General features: G+C 64.5%; 16 protein-coding genes, 1 tRNA gene and 1 pseudogene. 4 read left to right on the top strand and 14 right to left on the bottom strand.

Annotation, left to right across the window (positions count from 1 at the left end):
- Positions 1-51: 51 nt before the first annotated feature.
- The 4 genes from FDP28_RS00410 to FDP28_RS00395 form a co-directional block, all read right to left on the bottom strand.
- Positions 52-1,083, bottom strand: coding sequence for an aldo/keto reductase (locus FDP28_RS00410; RefSeq protein WP_144658644.1), 1,032 nt, complete (start codon positions 1,081-1,083; stop codon positions 52-54).
- Between the two features lie 134 nt (positions 1,084-1,217).
- Positions 1,218-3,014 carry a selenocysteine-specific translation elongation factor gene (gene selB / locus FDP28_RS00405; protein ID WP_144658643.1) on the bottom strand — a complete coding sequence of 599 codons (1,797 nt, stop codon included), beginning with the start codon at positions 3,012-3,014 and terminating at the stop codon, positions 1,218-1,220.
- Positions 3,015-3,017: 3 nt separating this feature from the next.
- A complete protein-coding gene (selA, locus tag FDP28_RS00400; RefSeq protein ID WP_144658642.1) occupies positions 3,018-4,349 on the bottom strand; it encodes an L-seryl-tRNA(Sec) selenium transferase in 1,332 nt (443 codons plus the stop codon).
- A gap of 38 nt (positions 4,350-4,387) precedes the next feature.
- Positions 4,388-4,482 (bottom strand) — tRNA-Sec (locus FDP28_RS00395).
- Positions 4,483-4,579: 97 nt separating this feature from the next.
- Here FDP28_RS00395 and selD point away from each other — a divergent pair.
- Positions 4,580-5,551, top strand: a complete 972-nt coding sequence (gene selD / locus FDP28_RS00390; protein WP_397320711.1) for a selenide, water dikinase SelD — start codon at positions 4,580-4,582, stop codon at positions 5,549-5,551.
- Positions 5,552-5,561: 10 nt separating this feature from the next.
- Here selD and nrfD read toward each other — a convergent pair whose 3' ends face one another.
- From nrfD to fdh, 3 genes are read right to left on the bottom strand one after another with little or no spacing between them, the layout of a single operon-like run.
- The gene (gene nrfD / locus FDP28_RS00385) at positions 5,562-6,653 is read right to left on the bottom strand and encodes an NrfD/PsrC family molybdoenzyme membrane anchor subunit (RefSeq protein WP_144658641.1); all 1,092 of its coding nucleotides are present in this window, start codon (positions 6,651-6,653) and stop codon (positions 5,562-5,564) included.
- The gene (locus FDP28_RS00380; RefSeq protein WP_144658640.1) at positions 6,650-7,660 is read right to left on the bottom strand and encodes a 4Fe-4S dicluster domain-containing protein; all 1,011 of its coding nucleotides are present in this window, start codon (positions 7,658-7,660) and stop codon (positions 6,650-6,652) included. The genes nrfD and FDP28_RS00380 overlap by 4 nt, the downstream gene beginning before the upstream one ends.
- Positions 7,661-10,981, bottom strand: a complete 3,321-nt coding sequence (fdh, locus tag FDP28_RS00375) for a formate dehydrogenase (RefSeq protein ID WP_260842268.1) — start codon at positions 10,979-10,981, stop codon at positions 7,661-7,663. It lies immediately after the preceding gene.
- Positions 10,982-11,204: 223 nt separating this feature from the next.
- Here fdh and FDP28_RS00365 point away from each other — a divergent pair, with 223 nt between their 5' ends.
- The 3 genes from FDP28_RS00365 to FDP28_RS00355 all read left to right on the top strand — a co-directional run bounded on the left by FDP28_RS00365 (position 11,205) and on the right by FDP28_RS00355 (position 13,181).
- On the top strand, positions 11,205-11,618 hold the full coding sequence (locus FDP28_RS00365) for a rhodanese-like domain-containing protein (RefSeq protein ID WP_144658637.1): 414 nt from the start codon (positions 11,205-11,207) through the stop codon (positions 11,616-11,618).
- Positions 11,619-11,761: 143 nt separating this feature from the next.
- Entirely contained in the window at positions 11,762-12,886 is a 1,125-nt protein-coding gene (locus FDP28_RS00360; RefSeq protein WP_144658636.1) for a glycerophosphodiester phosphodiesterase, read from the top strand.
- A 121-nt stretch (positions 12,887-13,007) separates the two neighbouring features.
- Complete coding sequence (locus FDP28_RS00355) at positions 13,008-13,181, top strand: CsbD family protein (RefSeq protein WP_144658635.1); 174 nt, start codon at positions 13,008-13,010, stop codon at positions 13,179-13,181.
- Positions 13,182-13,256: 75 nt separating this feature from the next.
- Here FDP28_RS00355 and FDP28_RS00350 read toward each other — a convergent pair whose 3' ends face one another.
- The 7 genes and pseudogenes from FDP28_RS00350 to FDP28_RS00320 all read right to left on the bottom strand — a co-directional run bounded on the left by FDP28_RS00350 (position 13,257) and on the right by FDP28_RS00320 (position 19,804).
- Positions 13,257-14,093 (bottom strand): hypothetical protein, encoded by an 837-nt coding sequence (locus tag FDP28_RS00350; RefSeq protein WP_144658634.1) that lies wholly within the window; start codon positions 14,091-14,093, stop codon positions 13,257-13,259.
- A gap of 49 nt (positions 14,094-14,142) precedes the next feature.
- Complete coding sequence (locus FDP28_RS00345) at positions 14,143-15,702, bottom strand: carbohydrate-binding domain-containing protein (RefSeq protein WP_144658633.1); 1,560 nt, start codon at positions 15,700-15,702, stop codon at positions 14,143-14,145.
- A gap of 32 nt (positions 15,703-15,734) precedes the next feature.
- Entirely contained in the window at positions 15,735-16,523 is a 789-nt protein-coding gene (locus tag FDP28_RS00340; protein ID WP_144658632.1) for a polyphosphate polymerase domain-containing protein, read from the bottom strand.
- Positions 16,520-17,184, bottom strand: a pseudogene (locus FDP28_RS00335) (DUF4956 domain-containing protein). The gene FDP28_RS00340 and the pseudogene FDP28_RS00335 overlap by 4 nt, the downstream one beginning before the upstream one ends.
- Positions 17,181-18,347 carry a bifunctional glycosyltransferase family 2/GtrA family protein gene (locus FDP28_RS00330; protein WP_144658631.1) on the bottom strand — a complete coding sequence of 389 codons (1,167 nt, stop codon included), beginning with the start codon at positions 18,345-18,347 and terminating at the stop codon, positions 17,181-17,183. Before FDP28_RS00330 ends, FDP28_RS00335 begins: the two are co-directional and overlap by 4 nt.
- 2 nt (positions 18,348-18,349) lie before the next feature.
- Positions 18,350-19,312, bottom strand: a complete 963-nt coding sequence (locus tag FDP28_RS00325; RefSeq protein ID WP_144658630.1) for a phosphodiester glycosidase family protein — start codon at positions 19,310-19,312, stop codon at positions 18,350-18,352.
- Positions 19,313-19,414: 102 nt separating this feature from the next.
- Positions 19,415-19,804, bottom strand: a complete 390-nt coding sequence (locus FDP28_RS00320; protein WP_144658629.1) for a VOC family protein — start codon at positions 19,802-19,804, stop codon at positions 19,415-19,417.
- Positions 19,805-19,890 lie beyond the last annotated feature (86 nt).

The following is a 19,890-nucleotide window of genomic DNA, read 5'->3' as shown; positions in this document are numbered from 1 at the left end:
GACAGACGGCACCGGCCTTGGGTCGGCGCCGTCTGCCTTCGGCTTGTGAGACTACCTGCCGCCCTCGATCTTGCGGCTGCGTTGCTGGATTGCCATGGGGCCATAGGGATATACCCCTGAACGCGGCTGGCTCGCCTGAGTGAGTAGCTCTGTTTCCTCTGGGGTGAGTTCGAGGTCCACAGCGGCAAGGTTGTCTGCCAGTTGCTCCACACTGCGGGCACCAAGGATCACGGATGTTACCGCCGGCCTGTCCGCCAGCCATGCCAGCGCTACCTGCGAGGCACTCGCGCCATGGTCAGCGGCAATCTTTTCCACTGATTCGATGATGTCCCACGTACGGGGGTCGTCATTACGGGCTTGCCATGCTTCCATGCCCCGGGTTGGATTCTCACCGAGCCGGGTTGCGCCAACGGGCGGCTCGTCCCGCTTGTACTTGCCGGAGAGCCAGCCGCCGCCCAGGGGCGACCACGGCAGCAGGCCCACGCCCGCATCCAGTGACGCCGGGACGACCTCCCACTCGATCTCACGCACCAGCAGGCTGTACTGCGGCTGCAGGGTGACGGGCGCACTCCAACCATGGGCTTTGGCCAAGTGAACCGCCTTGGTCACCTGCCATCCCAGGAAGTTCGAGAATCCGTAGTAGGCGATCTTGCCGCTGCTGACTGAATCGTGGAGGAATCGGAGCGTCTCCTCCAGCGGCGTGATGGGGTCCCAGGCATGCATTTGGTAGAGATCAATCTGCTCCACTCCGAGGCGGCGGAGGGAATCGTCCAGGGCCTTGGTCAGGTGGCGGCGTGAGGTGCCCACATCGTTCGGGGCCTGGCCCATGGGGAACCGACCCTTGGTGGCCAGTACAAGCTGGTCCCTTTGACCCGGCCGGTCCGAGAGCCAGCGTCCGATGATCTCCTCCGATACGCCGGCACTGTAAACATCCGCAGTGTCGATGAAGTTGCCGCCCGCGGCAACATAGTCATCAAGGATCGCGCGGGATGTCTCCTCGGTGGCTTCAGCCCCGAACGTCATGGTTCCAAGCGCGTAGTTCGATACCACGGCGCCGCTGTTTCCCAGTGTGCGGTATTGCATAGCTCTCCTCAGTTCTCCCATCGAGGTTGGTCCTGTTGGAGTTGACGATACGCACATTGCCGGGCGCGGTCAGCACGTTTTCCTGCCCCTGTTCTTCCTAGGACGCCGAGTCCTACCCTCCCCGAAGGGGAACGTCAGCGCACCACTTTGCGGTGGCCCGCGTCCAGCCGGTCAGTCCACCCACGGGAATCGAGATATTCCAGCAACGGAACCGCAACCCGGCGTGTTGTGTTAAGTGCCTGTCGTGCTTGGCTCGTGGTGAATGGCTGGTCAAGGCTGGCGAGGGTTCGCATTGCAAGGGCCGGCGCGGTTGGCAGCAGCACCACCCCGTCGCGCAGCCTCAGTACGCGACCCGCGCGTTCGGCAGCAGCGAGTTCCCGGGCACCGAGCCCCAGTACTGCCAGCTCATCGGCTTCGGGGGCCCGGAATGCCTCAGTTTTCAGCCTTCCCTCCAACGTGGCAATGGACGGCTCGATGGGGCCAAGATTGCCGTGGCTGCCCGGCAGCTGAACATGGCCGCCATCCTGTTCCAGGGCGGCCCCTCGGATGACGTGCGGAAGGAGCTTTCTGTCGGGCAGCTTGAGCAGGTCCTGTGCAGCGCCCATGGAAAGACCGGGGGCCAAGGGATCGCGTTCCTGCAGACCCTGGACTGCAGTGTGCAAGCGATGCTGCCATGCCTCAAGAACAGGGCCATGCACCCACCAACCTTCGACGACGCTCACGCCCGGTGGGACGTCGGGGTGGGGCCCGGCCAGCAGCCCAAGCCTGCGCAACTGATCTACGTGGACCGCCCCGCGGGACGACACCTCCCCCAGCACGTCTCCGTTGGGATCCATGCCTGCAAGCCGTTTCGCCCAGCGGGCGCCATCGCCGCGTCGCCGCAGGGCAGGCGGATCGGCGTCGAGGACGAGCGCACCGCCCAGCACCGAGCGGCTTCCCGGGTCCCGCAGTACCAACCGGTCTCCGGGAACCAGGGGCAGGCTTCTGTCGAGGACGAGGCGGGCGTGGTCAACACCGAACGGACGCAAGCGTGCGGGCACCGACGCAGTGCCGACATGCACCGTGAGCTGCTCCGGCACTTCCGTATAGGCCACTCCCGTGGTCCGCCTGATGCCGAGAACTGCGGTGGTGGGCCACGCGCCGGGAGTAACCAGGGCGTCTCCACGCCGGACATCCGCTGCGGCGACGTCGCGAAGGTTTAATGCCACCCGGCTGACCGGCTCTACCGCGGCACAGGCCGTATCACGGCTCTGGAGGCCGCGTACCGTGACGGGCCGGGAAGTATCATGACCGAGCAACTCCAGCCGCTCCCCTTGCGTGAGCGTGCCTGCAGCCAGCGTTCCGGTCACCACTGTTCCTGAACCGGTAATGGTGAAGGAGCGGTCCACCCACAAGCGAACGCGCCCGGTCAGCGCGGGGGCAGCGACGCGCGCGAGGACATCGCCCAAGGCCGAACGCAACTCATCCAGCCCAGTCCCGTCGACGGCGGAGACGGTTACTGCGGGCGCATCTTTCAGACCGGTCCCAGCCAGCTCAGTCCGGGTCCGCGCGAGCACCTCAGCGGTCCTCGGGCCCGATGCCCTGTCCGCACGACTGAGGACTACAACCCCGTACTCGATGCCGAGGGCAGCCACCGCGTCCCGGTGGTCGCTTGATTGCGCCTGCCAGCCTTCGTCGGCGGCAACGACGAAGCAGACCACCGGCGCCGGTCCGATGCCGGCAAGCATGTTCCCCAGGAATCGTTCGTGTCCCGGCACGTCCACAAACGCCACGTCCTGGCCGGACGGCAACGTGGTCCATGCATAGCCCAGGTCAATGGTCAGCCCGCGGCGGCGTTCCTCTTCCCAGCGGTCCGGCTCCATGCCGGTGAGGGCACGGACCAGGGTGCTTTTGCCGGAATCGACGTGCCCTGCGGTGGCAACGACGTGCACTGCTCAGTCCGACCCGGCTGGAACGTGTCCAGCCCGGAGCGTGAGCGCCTGCTGGACTGCCGCAAGAATCCGGTGGTCATCCGCAGCAGGAACGCAGCGAAGGTCAATGAGGCACGAGCCGTCGTGGACACGCGGCAAGACAGCGGGATGTCCGTTGCGCAAATGAACTGCGAGATCCTCAGGAAGCTGCAGTGCCCACCCCGGCAGGGGAACACCGGGCGCACCCCCTCCGCCAACCCGGCCGTCGTGTGCCACGACGGGTACACCGAGCGCTTCTGCCAGCTCGTCCGTGCGGCGACGCAACTGCCCGACGTCGGCATGAAGCGCCTGCACGACCGGTGGCGGTCCGCCCGCAAGAGTCGCCTCAAGGGCAGCGAGCGCAAGTTTGTCCGCGCGCACGGCACGGGCGAGCGGGTGGCGGGCCAGGCGTTCGATGATCTCCTTGCGCCCGAGCAGCAAACCGGCTTGGGGACCGCCCAGCAGTTTGTCACCGCTGGCGATAACGACGTCGGCCCCTCCCGCCAGGGCCGAGGCAACATCGGGTTCATCGGGCAGGTGGGGGTCGGGGGCCAAGAGCCCGCTGCCGAGGTCCGCAACGAGCGGTACAGAGTTTGCCGCGGTCACAGGACTCAGCTCCTCGAGCGCCACCGCCGACGTGAAGCCCTCAACCCGGAAATTGCTCGGGTGGACCTTGAGGACGCAACCAGTGTCCGGGCCAAGGGCGTTCTCGTAGTCGCGCAAGTGGGTCCTGTTGGTGGTGCCCACCTCGCGAAGCCTGGCGCCTGTGGACTCGATCAGGTCGGACAGACGGAAACCGGCACCGATCTCAACAAACTCCCCACGGCTGACCACCACCTCCCGGCCGGAGGCCAGGGCTGTGGTGGCAAGGACCAGCGCCGCCGCTCCGTTATTGACCACCAAGGCCTCCTCAGCGGCGGGGCAGGCACGGAGCAACGCGGCCCTGGCCCCGGCTCCGCGGCGCGACCGGCCGCCGCTGGCCAGGTCGAGCTCCACGTCCACGTAACCGCTGGCGGCAACCACAGCGCCGACGGCGTCAGCCGAAAGAGGGGCGCGGCCGAGGTTCGTGTGGACGATGACGCCTGTGGCGTTGAGGACAGGCCGAAGGCTCGTCGGCTGGTGCTCAGCGACGGCGGCCTGCAGGGAAGGCACCACGTGGTCGGGAGGGAGCTCGCCTCGCCGGGCCTGGTCCTGGATGTCCCGGACGAGAGCGCGGATCAGATGCTCGCTCATCCGCGTACGCGCTTCGAGGACGGCCGGCAGGGCCAGCAAGTCATTGGTGCGGGGAATCAGCCGGCGGGGATCGACCTTGTCCACAGCGCCTCCTCGTCTCACGGCATCGTCGCGCCGGTGCCTGGCGGTGGCGGACGGGAATCGAACCCGCCAGGCCGAGATGCTCGGCCTCACCGGTTTTGAAGACCGGGGGGCCCACCAGGACCCGGACGCCACCGCGCCTCAATATAGCAGGTGCCTTAGGGGGTTACGCTGAACGGGTGAATGAGACCCAGGCAACAATTACGGAAGCTGATGGTCGCACTGAGCACGCGATCCGTCTGACCGACTATGCCCACGGCGGCGGTTGCGCGTGCAAGATCCCACCTGGAGAACTCGAAGATGCGGTGCGCGGGCTGATCGGCCAGCCGGACGCAAAGGTCCTGGTCGGCCTGGACAATGGCGACGACGCGGCAGCGGTCCTCGTGCGCAACGATCTGGCGGTTCTGTCCACTGCTGATTTCTTCACCCCGGTGGTCAACGACGCCTTCGACTGGGGCCGGATTGCCGCAGCGAACGCCCTATCGGACATCTATGCCATGGGTGGGCAGCCGGTCACGGCCATCAACTTGGTGGGCTGGCCACGGGGCGTTCTGCCGATGGAATTGATGACCGAAGTACTCCGCGGAGGCCTGAGTGTCGCGTCCCAAGCGGGGTGTCCCGTGCTGGGCGGGCATTCCATCGACGATCCCGAGCCCAAGTACGGTATGGCGGTGACCGGCGTCGCCCATCCGGACAGACTGCTCCGCAACGACGCCGCGCAGCCCGGGTTGCCCATCACCCTGACCAAGCCACTCGGCGTCGGACTCCTCAACAACCGCCACAAGAAGACCGGTGAGGTTTTCGCCGAAGCAGTAGAGACGATGGCGGCCCTGAACCGAGAAGCTTCCGAAGCAGCGGTGGCCGCGGGTGTTCGTGCGGCCACCGATGTGACCGGTTTCGGATTGCTCGGCCATCTGCACAAGATGCTCCGCGCCTCCGGCGTTGGCGCGGTGATCGATCTGAAAGCGGTGCCACTCCTCGACGGTGCCCTGGAAGCACTGCGGGACGGCTTTGTATCCGGCGGCACGCGACGCAACCTCGAATGGGTTCAGCCGCATGTGGTGTCAGCGCCCGGCGTCACCGAGGACGATCTGCTGCTTATGGCGGACGCACAGACTTCAGGTGGCCTGTTGGTGATCGGAGAACTGCCGGGGTACCCAGTGATCGGCCACACCACCGCAGGCCAAGGAATCGAGATCCGCTAGGGCGGCGGTTTCAGCTGCCGGTAGTGATGGCGTCGTTGGTTACTCCGGCAGCACGCCGGGCAGCCAAGCGGTTCTTTTGCGGTTCGATCGTGTAGCGCGGATCCCGTGCCGATGCCAGGCCCGCCTCGAACACCCCGAACCGTGTAAGGGCCGAGGCGGCCAGCAACGCGAGCCCCGAAGCCGCTGCTACCGCGCGGTTGCGCCCGGCCAGCAATGAGAAGAGCCCGCCGCCGACCGCCAGCCGCTCGCTCCAGGTGAGCATTGTCCCGGCTTTGCCCAGGTGCAGTGGCTCGGCCGCTACCGGGTCCATCCGGCGTTCCATCACCTTCATGGCTGCCACATCACCCAGAACGCCCAATACGGCGAGCTTCCGGGCAGGACCTGCCTCCTCTACTGGTGTGGTGACCATGGCAAGTCCAGCCGAGGCAAGGCAGGCCGAACTCACGAAGACAAACGGCAATTCCTCGTGTGCAGCGTTCCACGTTGGTGTGGCGGTGTCACCCAGCAGGACAGCCGTGTACGCCGCCAGCGGACCTGCAAAGGCTGCCGCCTCAAACCCGGCTGGTCCCTCGAGGGCCCGCAGGACCTTCCGCAACGGACCCAAAGGCAGCTTGGACCCGGTCAATCTGTCAATCTCCGCTACCGCCGTGACGGCCGTACCCGCGCTGAACGCACTGAGGATCCAGGAACCAACGCTCATCGGCGAAGTCACTTTGAAGGTCCGCAGCATGTTCAAGAAGCGCTCGGGCCTGCCCAGATCCTTCACCAACGCCCCGGCACCGACACTGATTGCAGCCAAAGCACCCAGCCGGGCATTCCGGCGCAGCATCGGGCGTCCAGTCAGTTGCCCACCAAGGCCAAGCAGCGCAGAACCCCCGGCGACGCCGCCAAGGAACAGGTAGAGTGCAACGTCCTCACCCCAAGGGGCTGGCTTGACCACCGGACGGCCATAGTAGGAGGTGAACTCCGCCTCAGGAACCATGGGCATTTCCCGTGAGCCGTCCCCATTGTCCCGACGGCGGCGCTCGCCTGGTTTGGCGTCCTGACGCCGTCGGCGGGCAGGCTCTGCCGGCCGCACATTGTCGAATTCCGAGAGCGTCATGCGCGTCCTCCCAGGAAGGCAACCACAGCCGCCGCCGCCATACCCGCTACGGCCATGCCTGCCCTCCGGTACATCTTCGGCAGAACAGCTGTGGGCACCCGGGGGTCCGGCGGAAGTCCATAGACTTCTGGTTCGTCCAGTAACAGGAAGACCGATCCTGTTCCGCCAACGCCGTCGTTTTCATTGGCGCCGTACAGCCTGGCTTCCGTCAGGCCTTTGGAATGCAGCTCAGCCACTCGTTCCTTGGCCGTCTCCACCATGTGGTCGTGGTCGCCGAACTTGATGGAGGTCGTCGGGCATGCCTTGGCACAGGCGGGCGTCTCGTCGTCGACCAGCCGGTCGTAGCACAGGGTGCATTTCTGGGCGACGCCTGCATTCGGTACCACGGGATGTCCGGCGTGCTGGTCGTCCCTGTTGGCGGCCACTTTGACCGTGCCGTTGCTTCGGCGTTCGATGACTCCGAACGGGCACCCCGCCACGCAGGTTCCACAGCCGTTGCAAACGTCGTCCTGCACCACCACAGTCCCGAATTCAGTGCGGAACAGGGCTCCGGTGGGGCAGACATCAAGGCAACCGGCGTGCGTGCAGTGCTTGCACACATCGGAAGACATCAGCCATCGGAAATCTGCTGTGTCCGGCGGGGTGGTGTCCGCCTCGGTGAGGTCGCTGTCTTCAGGCGCCACCGGCGTAGGAGGACCTATGCGTGGCATTCCCAGGTTGACCAGGGCCCGGCCTGATTCGCGCGCCTCGACGATGCGATCCTGTCCCTGCTCGATGAAGGCGACATGCCGCCAGGTATTGGCGCCGAGTGATCCGGTGTTGTCATAGGAGGATCCGAGCAGTTCGAGGTTTCCGTCTTGCGGATTGTGGTTCCACTCCTTGCAGGCGACTTCGCAAGCCTTGCAGCCGATGCAGATGGAAGTGTCGGTGAAGAACCCCTTGCGGGGATGGTTGTGCTCCCAGTGGGCATCGGTGGTGGGGTCTGTCGGTCCGGACAACTGGCCCATCTAGTCCTCCAACGTCGTTTCGGTAGCAGGGTCAATGCCTTCAGCCTCCGGGTCGGTGACGGCGGCGTTGCCGGTCGCGATGGTCACTCCGGCCCGCTGCCGGTACTCGGCAACCAAGGTAAGAAGGTCCTCTCCGCGCGGCCGACGGCCCGGACGGATGTCGCAGGAGGCAACCTTCGATTCCTGGATCTGAACGTTCGGATCAAGGGTTACGCCCAGGAGGTCGTTGGCCGCATCACCGCTTACAACGGCGTTGCTGCCGACGCCCCAGTGGTAGGGCAGCCCGATCTGGTGCACCGTGTGGCCGCCGACTTTCAGCGGCGCCATCCGGTCGGTGACAAGCACCTTCGCCTCGATGGCGGAGCGCGGCGAAATGATCGTGGCCCAGCCGTACGGCTCCAGCCCCCGTTCAGCCGCCAATTCAGGGGAGACCTCGCAGAACATTTCCGGTTGGAGTTCGGACAGGTACGGCAACCACCGGCTCATCCCGCCCGCCGTATGGTGCTCGGTGAGGCGGTACGTGGTGAAAACGTAGGGGTAGACCTCCGCTCCGGATGTTCCCGCGCTCGGGGCACTGGGGTTGTCGGCGCGGGGGAACACCAGCCGCGCGGGGTTTTGCTGCTGCGGGTAGAGCGCATTGGCCACCGGCGATTCCTGGGCCTCGTAGTGGGTGGGCAACGGCCCATCCAACAGTCCCTTGGGCGCGAACAGCCAGCCCTTGCCGTCGGCCTGCATGATGAAGGGATCGTCACCGCCCAGGGCTTCGGGACCACCCACGGAGGGATCAGGATGGCTGCCCGGGGCACGGTCGAGCGGGAAGTCGGGAACATCGTCGCCGATCCATTTGCCCTGGTCCTGATCCCACCAGATGTATCTCTTGCGCTCGCTCCACGGTTTACCAGCGGGGTCCGCCGACGCGCGGTTGTAAAGGATCCTGCGGTTCGCCGGCCATGCCCAACCCCATTCCGAAGCGGCCGGCCCCTGTTCCTGGCCCGGTTTCCGGTTGGCGGCATGGTTGACGCCGTCAGCGTACACACCGGTGTAGATCCAGCAACCTGCGGCCGTGGAACCGTCGGCACGAAGTTCGGTGTAGGCGGAGAGGGGTTCTCCGGCGTCGGGCCCGACGAGATGACGGCCGTTGATCTCAGCCAGTACTGCCTCCGCGTCAGGGTCGCCGTGTTCGTCCGTGGGATAGTCCCAGGTCAGGTCGAGCAGCGGCCGGTCCCGTTCGTCGTCGGAACCGGCAAGCTTCTCCCGGATCCGACGGCCGAGCTCGAAGAAGAACTGAAGCTCGCTTTGGCACTCCCCTGGCGGCGCCACAGCCTGGTGCCGCCACTGAAGCAGCCGCTGGGTCTGTGTGAAGGACCCTGCCTTCTCCACATGTGTTGCTGCCGGCAGGAAGAACACTTCTGTTTCAATGTCCTCGGTCCGCAGCTCCCCGGATTCGATCTCGGGGCTGTCCTTCCACCAGGTCGCCGACTCAATGAGGTTCAGATCGCGAACCACCATCCACTTCAAATGCGCCATGGCCAAGCGCTGCATGCGCCCGTGGGCCGAGCCCACTGCCGGATTCTGTCCGAGCACGAAGTAGCCTTCCACTTCGTCCTCGAGCATGCCCATGACAGTCTCGTAGGTTCCGTGTGCTCCGGTCAGCCGGGGCAGGTAGTCGTACGCCCAGTCGTTGTCCGCGCTCGCGGCCTCTCCCCACCAGGCCTTGAGCAGGCTGATGGTGTACGCGTCGGCGTTGGCCCAGTAGCCCTTCTGCTGCTTCGATCCGATGGTTGCCAAATAGTCATCCAGGGTGTCGTGGCGGCCTGCACTGGGCATTGGCAGGTAACCGGGAAGCAGGTTGAACAGGGTGGGAATGTCCGTGGAGCCCTGGATGCTGGCATGCCCGCGCAGGGCCATGATTCCACCGCCCGGGCGCCCCATGTTTCCCAGCAGCAGTTGCAGGATGGCGGCGGCACGAATGAACTGCGCGCCCAGCGAGTGCTGTGTCCAACCGACGGCGTAGGCGAAGCAGGTGGTCCGGTCGCGTCCCGAGTTTTCCGTGATGGCACGGGCCAAATACTCAAAGTCCGCCACGCTGATGCCGCACACGTCCTGCACCATGTCAGCTGTGTACCGGGCATAGTGCCGCTTCACGATCTGGAAGACGGTCCGGGGATCCTGCAAAGTGTCATCGCGCTCAACCTCCGCATGCTCCAGGGGCGGACCACCACTGCCATACGCGTGGCCCGCGGCCCGGTCGGTCGCATCGGCACCGTGTTCGGAGCCGCCCCCCGGTTCGTCAATGGTTCCATCGCCCCGTTCGGAATATGCCCATGAGGACATGTCGTACGCGCCCCTCTCCGGATCGAAGCCGGAGAACAGCCCACCGAGGTCCTCGGCGTCCCGGTAATCGTGGTGCACCAATGTGGCGGCGTTGGTGTAGGCGCTGACGTACTCCTTGAACCAGAAGTCGTTGGAGAGGACGTAGTTGATCAGGGCACCGAGAAGTACCACATCGGAACCGGCCCGGATGGGGATGTGCTTGTCCGAGACGGCCGAAGTCCGTGTAAACCGTGGATCAACGTGGATGACCTTGGCTCCACGGGCCTTGGCCTCGGCAACCCACTGATAGCCGACAGGATGGCACTCGGCCATATTGGAACCCTGGATAACGATGCAGTCAGCGTTGGCCATGTCCTGCAGCGATTGCGTAGCACCGCCGCGTCCAAAGGAGGCTCCCAAACTGGGAACCGTGGCGGAGTGTCATATGCGGGCCTGGTTCTCTACCTGCACCGCCCCTGCAGCTGTGAACAGCTTCTTGATGAGGTAGTTTTCCTCGTTGTCCAAGGTGGCACCGCCCAAAGAGGCTATGCCCATGGTCCGGCGCAGCAGCCGGCCTTGGTCGTCGTGCTGTTGCCATGTCCGGCGGCGCGTCTCGATGAACCTGTCCGCGATCATCTCGACGGCGGTGCCGAGGTCCAGGTGCTCCCATTCGGTGGACTTCGGCGCACGGTAGAGCACTTTGGTCTGGCGGCCGGGAGAGTTAACCAGCTGTTCGCTGGCTGAGCCTTTGGGACACAAGCGGCCGCGGGAGATCGGCGAATCCGGATCGCCCTCAATCTGGATGACTTTCTCGTCCTTGACGTAAACCCGCTGTCCACACCCAACGGCGCAGTAAGGACAGACGCTTTGCACCACACGGTCGGCAGTAGCTGTTCGCGGGGTCGTTGCCTTGGTCTTGGCCGACGTCACCGCCGGCCCGCGGCCCAAGAGGTCGCCCGTACTCAGTTGACGGACGACCGGCCATTGAAGAAAACTTCGCGGCGCCATTTGTGGAGCATAACCCAAATCACGTCGGCAGCAACAGGACCACCGGTACGTGTCGTCCCCGGCGGTGGCGGATGGACGACGGCGGGTGCGTGCCCGCCGTCGTCGGCTTCCTCTATGGTGACGGGCGCCTGGGCGCCGTTCCCGGGAAGTACCACCGCTGGCAACATTTCTTTCGTTTAATGGTGGAAGGACCGACGAACCGGCAGCCATAGGGAGGACCATCATGACGCAACGGGACAGCACCGACGGCGGCCCTGGGTTCCTGACGATCGACCAACTGCTGGCTGAGAGCCGCGTCGGGCTGCAGCGTGTTCAACCGGCGGATTTGGAGCGAGTGGTCGAAGAAGGCGCCCTTGTCGTGGATACACGACCGGTGGAGCAACGGGACCGCGACGGCGAGCTTCCTGGGGCGGTCATCATTGACCGAAACGTTCTCGAATGGCGGCTCGATCCCTCCAGCCCCCACCGCATCCCAACCGCCGGCGACGCGTCCCAGCGGATCGTGATCGTCTGCAACGAGGGCTACAGTTCCAGCCTTGCCGCGCACACCCTGCAACGGCTGGGGCTGACCCGCGCGACGGACCTCGTTGGCGGTTTCCAGGCCTGGGCGGCACTGAAGCGCACAGAATCCGACTAGCTCCGAAGGTCCGGTTCGGACGGACCCCGCTTGCTCGTCACTTCGTGTTCACAAAGCCACCCCCGGGCGTTAATTACCAGTCAGTAACACTTGGAGGGCGCTTCACAGCGCCCCCCCTTCACAGACGAAAGACTGGATCCCCCATGCCGCAATTCCAGGCAAAACACAGAATCATTCGACATGGCGACGCATACGCAAAGCTGCTGACCGCGGCTGCCATCACCGCAGCCCTCGCCTTGGGAACACCCCTCCCGGCCCAGGCTGCGGACACCAACCCCAACGGCTCCGACAATCACTTCGACGTACAGGCACACCGTGGCGGCATCGGACTGACCGTCGAGTCCACGTTGGCTTCCTTCGCCAAGGGCATCGAGACAGGCGTCAGCACCCTGGAGATGGACCTCCAGATCACCAAGGACGGCCGCGAGGTCATCACTCATGACCGGAAGATCAGCGGCCAAAAGTGCAAGGACACCGCACCCGTTGTCCCGGGCGACCCTTCCTACCCCTACGTCGGCAAATACATCAAGGACCTCACCTTCGCCCAGGTCCGAAGCCTGGACTGCGGATCCCAAACGCTGCCTCAGTTCCCGGGACAGCAAGCTTCTCCCGGCGCCAAGATGCCAACCCTGGCAGAGGTCTTCGACCTGGCCAACCGCTACCGTGCCAGCCAGGTCAAGTTCAATATCGAAACGAAGGTAGAGGCCGGCGCCCCGGAACAGACGGCCCCGCGTGAACAGTTCGTCGATGTCGCCCTGCGCGAAATCAACGCCGCACACATGGCTGAACGGGTTTCCATCGAGAGCTTCGACTGGGGTTCGCTGCGCCTGGTGAAGGAACGCCAACCAAGCATCCGCACTGTTGCCCTGACGAACAAGGACTTCCTCCAGGCCGGACAGCCGGGCAAGTCGCCTTGGCTGGGCGGCATCGACGCTGACGACTTTGGCGGGGACCTGGTGGACGCGGCCGCTTCCCTTGGCTTCGACGCCGTCTCCCCCGTCCACGGCACACCGCAGAACGGCACCGTCACGGAGCCCACCTATGTCCCCTACGTGACAGCCGACATGGTGAATCGTGCCCACGCCAAGGGCATGCAAGTCATCCCGTGGACCGTCGATGACAAACCGACCATGCGCAAGCTCATGGACGACGGCGTCGACGGCATCATCACCGATTACCCGGACATGCTGCGGGAAGTCGTGGCGGAGCGGGGCCTGAAGCTGCCCAAGCAGTACACCCTGGAACCGGGCAATTCTGCTGCGAGGTAATACGTCAGCGCCGGTTCGGTGCCCTTGACTCCTGCCTCCAAGACTTGCCAACCAGATACTAAGCATGCTTAGTATGAAGGCAGGCCGAATGCGAACGGCTGCCAACCAGAGGAGGAACACCATGGGACTGGGCGACAAGATTGAGAACGCTGCCGAAAAGGCCGGCGGCAAGGGCAAGGAAGCTGCCGGCAACGCCACTGGCGACGAGAGCCTGAAGGCTGAAGGCCAGGCAGATCAAGCCAAGGGCGATGTGAAGCAGGCCGGCGAAAAGGTCAAGGACGCTTTCAAGCACTGACCGAGGTTTGCGGGAAAGGCGCGCTCAGCGAACGGGGCGCGCCTTTTTCGTGCCCTCGTGAAAGCCCCGGCCGGATCAGTTGAAGGTGAAGAAGCTCCGTTCCTGGAGGTCGATCATGGCGGTCCGGAGCTCCGGGTTGTCCTGCCACGACGGCAATGCCCTGATGATGCTGGAACTGATGAAGTCGATCATCTCATTGATGGTAAAAAGTCCTACGCCTTGAGGGGACCAGCGCAGCTCGTTCGAGATCGGCGGGTTGTGACTCGAATCCATGCCCGACAGAGGGGTGGTATTCATTCCGAGTATTGGTACCACTCGCTGAACCCCCGGGAGGGTCATGAAGCGGCGGGCGCCGTCGACCAGGCCTTCATGGTTACGGCTGTAATATGCCTTGGGACCGAGGCCGTACCGGCCGTTCCCCTTTTGCGTCCACCGCAGGGAATCGCGGGGCCAATAAAGGGCGTTGGGGTCGATCAGGTAAACGGTGGAGCCATGCAGGACAGCGTGCTCGATGGGGAACTTGGTGTTCAGCGGTTTCCGCGGTGTGCCGGGAGCCCGGAGTCGGTGGAAGACGGTGACGCCAGGGATCACTGTCAGCATATTGATAAGCGCTGCGCTCATCCAGATGTTGCTCACACTGCTGTCACCGCTTCCCCGTCCCCATGGGGAGGTAACTTGGCGGTCACCGTAGACGCGCTGCCCCGAGGCTGGAGCGCGGGTTACATAAAGGCTGTAGTCGGCGGTCCTCCATGCCCAGGTTTCCGGGTGGAAGTTGTACTTCGGCAGTTGGTTTTCGAGGCTGTAAGGGTCGGCAGCACCGTGCTTTGCCAAGGTGATCCTCTCGTCAGTGCGGGCGCGGGAGTCCGTACGGGCAGCGGCTTTCACGGCCAGTTCCTCTGTCCATCCAACCATGTGGAAGAGCCCACCCCATCCTGTTGCCAAGGACTGACTCCCCCCGGACCTACCGGCGTCCGCCCGGACCTTGCGCTTGCGTGTACTGGCCTGCGGTCACCGTACCCATGGATTCTGCTCCGTCAATCGAACCAGTAGTCAGGCCCGCCTTGGCATCTGCTGTGCCGCCGGTGTAGATCGTATAGCTCTGGCCGTCCACGATTGCCGACGACGAGTAGACGAGTGAGGCGATGGTCTTCGTGGTCACGAAGGTGGCCACCACCTTGCCGGAGGAGTCGACAATGTGGATCGGCGTGTCGGCAGCCACGTTCGAGTTGAACGTCAGCTGGACGCCTGACTGGGTGGACGTTGTCCCGGGCGTGACTGCCATGCCTGCACTGCCGGACGCTGCGACGGTTCCGCCGGTGACGGTCAGGTCGCCGTTCACGTCCAGTGCACCGTTGCCGTCGTTGGTGGGCCCGTTGACCACGACTGTGCCGCCGGAGATGGTGGCGCTGCCGTTGGAGTCAAGGCCATCACCTTCGGAGTTGATGGTGAGTGTTCCGCCGGAGACATCCACGGTGTAGTCCCCGACCTCCATGGAGCCCCCGCCCATGCCTCCGCCCGGGCCGCCCATGCCGCTGGTGTCGCCACCGGAAGATGATGCGCCTCCCGCAGCGTTAACGCCGTCATCGTTGGACGTCACCGTCGTGTTACCGCCCGAAATCACGATGTGCTGGGCTTCCAGCCCTTCCTCGGACCGGGACACCCCGACGGTTCCACCGGAGATGGTGAGCGTGTTGTATGCCTTCACTCCGTCGTCGCCGGCTTTGACGTCCAGCATCCCGCCACTGACCAGCAACCAGCCGCGGCCTTCGTCGGTATCGTTGTCGGATTTCACGCCGTCGTCGCCGGCAGTCACGTCATACTTGCCGTCCAGCAGCGCGAGATAGTCCTTGCCGCGGATTCCGTCGTCCGCCGCCTCCACGCTGACATTGCCCGAGGCCAGGACCAGCCCGTCCTTGGACACTATGCCGTCCTTGTACTTTCCGTTGACGCTCAGGGAGCCTGAACCCGCGATGGTCAGGTCGGCCATGGAGTAGAGGGCGGCGTTAGGCGCGTCCTCGCTCTGGTCTGTATATGCGGTGGCGTCAGCCAAGGTGTTGCTGGTGCCGTCCTGCAGGTACAGGATTGCCTCGTCGGCGCTTTGCACCACAAACGGCGAGCCTGTTGAGTTAGCCAACTCCACGCCGTCGAGGATGATCCGCACGGTGTCCGAATCACCGGCGGCAACCACGATCCTGCCGTCGGTCAATGAGCCGCTCAACCGGTACGTGCCGGCGGCGCTGATGGTCACCGTATTGCCGTCCACAGCGACTCCCGTGGAGGACGACGACGTTACGTTACTGCCGCCGTCGGACAGGCTGACTTTCACCTCGGACGCGGCGTCCCACGTGAGGTCGTCGCTGTCGAAGTGGGTACTTTCGGCGATGGTGTCCGCGGTGACCACCTGCTGAACGGACGATGTGTTGCCCGTGCCGGCTGACGTATTCGCTGCAGTTGAGCAGCCGGCCAGCGATATGGCGAGGGCGACGGCGGCGACGGACAGGCTGGTTCGGAGGGAGCGCATGGTGTGTTCCTAAACTGTGGAAGGGTGGGCGGTCAGTTGGCCGGCCGCAATGGCAGGCGTCGGCGGAGTGTCTGGTTCCAGCGGTTTGCCGGGAGTTCGGGGTGGAGGGCTGCCATGCCGGTGGCGAACTTGGAGATCCTGCAGGGGCGGACTCCGTGGGCCCATAGATGCTTGTCCAAGGGGCCCGGGGCTGAGCCGGATTTCGTTTCGACCACTACGGCGTTGTCCAGGACCCATGGTGTGCCGTCGGGCCGCTGCCAGGTGACGTCCGTATCGATCGTGGCGCGGCTTCCGGATCCGGGGAGGTACAGGGTGGTGCGGTCATAGCGCGTGGACAGAACAGGTTCCAGCGGACCGAATTCGATATCCCCGATCGCCGCCGCAAGCGTTTCATTGATGTACGCCAGTCCCTCTTCCGTCAGCCTGTCCCGGTCACCGGGTTCATACGGAATCCGTTCCTTGACCGTGGCTTCGCGGGCTCCTTCGGTCTTCACTTCGAGGAAGCTCACACCGCTGTCCACGTAGGTCCGCGTCCGAACCTTGAACCGGCGGCGCCTGCCGTGGGCTGCCAACATATAGCTGTCCAACGTGGGCGTATCGAAGTACACCGAGTCGTATTCGAAGGTCCTTCTCCCGTCCATCTCCAGCACCCGGGTATCGGTGCTGAAGCTTGCGAAGATGCGGCGGGCCGTGGCCGAGGGCACCAGATACTTGCGGTCCACCCGCGTCAGCAACGCAGCTTCCGTGGTGAGCTCTTCGAGCCCGACGGCGGGTAGCTGGGCCAGGTGGCGGACCACCGGTCCGGCGTCGGGGCGGCTCATGCGAGACCAGCCGGGGTGCGTTCCTGCTGTTCGGTGGGTCGTGCCGGAAGCTCCTGCGGGGCGGGGGCCAGCGCTCCGGCAGGGGTGTCGAAGCCAAGCCCCGTCTGCTGTGGCCGCCGTGGCCGGACCGCGTAGCGAACATCCACGACCGTCTTGTCGTTGACCAGGTCCAGCTCCTGGACGGTGGCCGAATGGACGGTGCCGTTGAGGACTTCTTCCAGCCGTGTGGCGAGTTCGTCCTCATCAGTGATGGCGCGGTCCAGGACCACGGTTTGGTGGCGGTAGGCGGGAAGGACTGCGGGGTTGTCTCCAATGAACATGACCAGCAGGACCAGGGCCATGAGGGACAACGTGAGCCACAGCGGCTCCACTCCAATGCCGGCAATCAAGCCCAGGGCCAGGGCGGAGAAGTAGTAGGCCACCTCGTGCTGGGCGAGCTCCGTGGAGCGGAGACGGATGATCGAGAGCACACCGAAGAGCCCAGGCCAAGTCCGACGCCGGCAGCTGAGCCGGACAATGCCGTAGCAACAGCCAGGACTCCGACGTTCATGCCCAGGTAGGACACCACCAGGTCACGGCGCCGGTGCCGACGAAGGTAGAGGGCGAGGGTAAGTACTGAGATGGCGGCCAGGTCCGCCGCCATGAGGATGATGGTGTTCATCGGATACTCCGGAATCTGTTGGTGGGCTGGTCTCTACGATTCCCGGTGCTGCTGTGCTGAAACTGTGCCGGGGCCAAGGCTGGGATATGACTTTCGACGGCGGCGGTGCGGCTTGCGCTCGCGGGTGCCGTTGGCGCGGTCCGGACCCTTCCCGCAAAGAGGAAGCGCTGTTGGACGGCGTAGCTCACACCGAGCAGCGTCAGCTCCGTGGCGAGCTTGGCCGGCAGCCCGGGCACAGCGAGGGATGTCAGCGTCCACATGATGCCGTAGTTGGCCGTGAGCAGGACCAGCACCAAAGCCACGTAGCCGGTGATCGCGGAACGTAGGGATTTTTCTTTGCCGTGTTTAAAGACCAGGCTGCGGTTCACCATGAAATTCACAGCCGCGCTGATTGCCCTGGCGCCAAGCACCGCGAGCAAGAGGGAATCCGTGAGAGCGCTCAGGACAAGGAACAGCACCGTGTCCACCAGGAAGGCCGAGAACGATGATCCCAGGAACTTCAGCAACGGCGCATAGATCCTGAGGGAATCTGCGACAGGCCGGAAATGTGAGCCGGAGTTGTTGTCCAGGTAGACCGTGGCGATCTCTACGGTCTCTATGCCGTAACCAGCCTGCTTGGCCTCCAACAACAGGTTCAGTTCGTACTCGTAGCGCTGCCCCGGGACAGTGAGAAGCCACGGCACCATGTGCGCCCGGTAGCCCCGCAGTCCTGTCTGGGTGTCCGGGACGCGCTGCCCTGTCGCCAGGCGGAACAGCCAACGCGTTACCGTGTTGCCGAATCTGCTTCTGGCCGGGACATCGCCGGAGAATGTCCGGCAACCCAGGACCATCGAAGCGCTCACGCGCCGTACACGGTCAGCGACAGCCAGAATGTCGGCCACGCCGTGCTGGCCGTCGCTGTCGGCACACACCACGTCATGGCCAGGGAACCGCCCGGCGATGAACGCGAAGCCGCTTTTAAGGGCGTGCCCCTTTCCGCCGTTCACGGCGTAACTGAGCACGTGGCACCCGAGGCGGGTAACGCCGTCGAACACCTCCTGGAAGGCGGGGCCGGAACCGTCATCAACCACAACGATGGTGATCCATGGATCGGCGTCCCGAAGGTCGCGGACAAGGGAAATGAGCTTTTGGTCCGGCTCGTACGCCGGTATCAAGATGATCATGGCTACTGGGCGATGTAGAGGATGTCCGAGGTGCCGCGCTCTTTGTTCTCGCCGAGCGGGTTGTTCACGAGCGATCCGTTGAAGTACATGGTGGAGGAACCACCGCCGTCGATGTTGTACGCGGTGGTGGCGCCCAGGTCCTTCATGATCTGGGCCAGCCCGGTCATGGTGACGCCGGCTGAATAACCGGGGCTACGGCCGTCCACCACCACGAACACCAAGTGGTTTTGGTCGATCACCCCGACTGCCGTGCGCGGCTGCTCGCCCTGGATGGAGTGGTTGCCGAAGTTGGTATCCACCTCCACGTCCTCGATCCCGGACGCGATCTCGCCATTGTTCAGTAGCGAAGGGCCGAAGGAGAGGGTGTTCCACACGCCGTCCGCAATGAGCTGGTCCGCAGTGGTGGTGGTCTCGTCATAGACCTTGACGGTGCCGTCCTTGTAGAACGCGAGTCCCTGGCGAGCGCCCTCGTCACGGTACACCACTCCGTTGCGGATCACAATGCCCGTGTCCCGGAAACCGTAGTAGTCCCCGTTAATGGCGAAGATTGCGTTGTGGTCCTCGGCGATCGCGGAGGTTGTCTCCGTGATGTTCTCGCCGTAGGTGTCCTCCGCGAAGGCGGACTTCAGGGTGGTGGCGTCACTGAGTACGACGTCGGCGACATAGTACGTGACCGTGCTGTCGCCGCTGCCGGTGGTCACCGTGGAGATGGTGACGCCGGTGTCACCCTGGGTGTAGCTGGTGTCCGTGACGACGGCGCTCGCCGAATTGTCCGAGGTGGTAGTGGTGCCAGCCTGACTTGCCTCATATTCGGAGACGTTGGTGATCTGGGCATGCGGGATGACGAAGCGGTCCAAGGCCCATGCGGCCGCACCTCCTGCGGAGAGGCTGACCGCCAGGACGGCGGAAACGACGGCGCGCCGGGTCCGGCCGCCCTTACGATGTTGGGTCTGAGGAGGAGTCATGCGTCTTTTTTACGGAGGCAGGCTAGGCCGGAGGTTTGCCTGACGTATGCGCGGCCTGTGAAGGTTGCGTGTTAGCTGTGAGAGGTGGAGTTGGTTGCCAGCTCAAACCGTTCCCGGCTCATAAGTCCCTGCGCTCCACTCGCGTCCCTGCGGATCAAGTACCCTGCACCTGCGTGAGCCCCACTCCGTGTCCTCTGGTTCAATGACGCTGGTGGCACCGGCGTCCAACGCTCTTCTGTAGAAACGGTCGACATCGTCGGTCAGCAAGTACAGCCCCTGCCCCGTGGACCTGCCCACCAGGGGTGGCCGCTGATACTCGGCGTCGTCGCTGGCCACCATGATCACAGCGTCTCCGAACCGGACTTCGGCATGAATCACCGCCCCATCAGCTCCGTCCTGGCGCCGTACAACTGTGAAACCAACCTGCTTCAACCAGTCCAGCGCTGCAGGAGCATCTACATAACTGACGTAGGCAAACAACCTCGGGTCCATGAGGCGGATGCTACTCCAGTGCGGCTGAGCGGGCGAGCCTCCACATGCCTGCCGGGCCTGTGCTTGAATCCGCCCGAGGCTGGCTG

The organism is Paenarthrobacter nicotinovorans (assembly GCF_007670255.1).
Taxonomy (GTDB): domain Bacteria; phylum Actinomycetota; class Actinomycetes; order Actinomycetales; family Micrococcaceae; genus Arthrobacter; species Arthrobacter nicotinovorans_B.
This window is presented reverse-complemented; position numbering and strand designations above follow the sequence as displayed.

Coding starts and splice junctions, on each gene's coding strand:
- FDP28_RS00410 (WP_144658644.1), bottom strand. CDS start 1,083: ATGCAATACCGCACACTGGGAAACAGCGGCGCCGTGGTATCGAACTAC.
- nrfD (WP_144658641.1), bottom strand. CDS start 6,653: ATGACGCTCTCGGAATTCGACAATGTGCGGCCGGCAGAGCCTGCCCGC.
- FDP28_RS00380 (WP_144658640.1), bottom strand. CDS start 7,660: ATGGGCCAGTTGTCCGGACCGACAGACCCCACCACCGATGCCCACTGG.
- FDP28_RS00365 (WP_144658637.1), top strand. CDS start 11,205: ATGACGCAACGGGACAGCACCGACGGCGGCCCTGGGTTCCTGACGATC.
- FDP28_RS00360 (WP_144658636.1), top strand. CDS start 11,762: ATGCCGCAATTCCAGGCAAAACACAGAATCATTCGACATGGCGACGCA.
- FDP28_RS00355 (WP_144658635.1), top strand. CDS start 13,008: ATGGGACTGGGCGACAAGATTGAGAACGCTGCCGAAAAGGCCGGCGGC.
- FDP28_RS00350 (WP_144658634.1), bottom strand. CDS start 14,093: ATGGTTGGATGGACAGAGGAACTGGCCGTGAAAGCCGCTGCCCGTACG.
- FDP28_RS00345 (WP_144658633.1), bottom strand. CDS start 15,702: ATGCGCTCCCTCCGAACCAGCCTGTCCGTCGCCGCCGTCGCCCTCGCC.
- FDP28_RS00340 (WP_144658632.1), bottom strand. CDS start 16,523: ATGAGCCGCCCCGACGCCGGACCGGTGGTCCGCCACCTGGCCCAGCTA.
- FDP28_RS00330 (WP_144658631.1), bottom strand. CDS start 18,347: ATGATCATCTTGATACCGGCGTACGAGCCGGACCAAAAGCTCATTTCC.
- FDP28_RS00325 (WP_144658630.1), bottom strand. CDS start 19,312: ATGACTCCTCCTCAGACCCAACATCGTAAGGGCGGCCGGACCCGGCGC.
- FDP28_RS00320 (WP_144658629.1), bottom strand. CDS start 19,804: ATGGACCCGAGGTTGTTTGCCTACGTCAGTTATGTAGATGCTCCTGCA.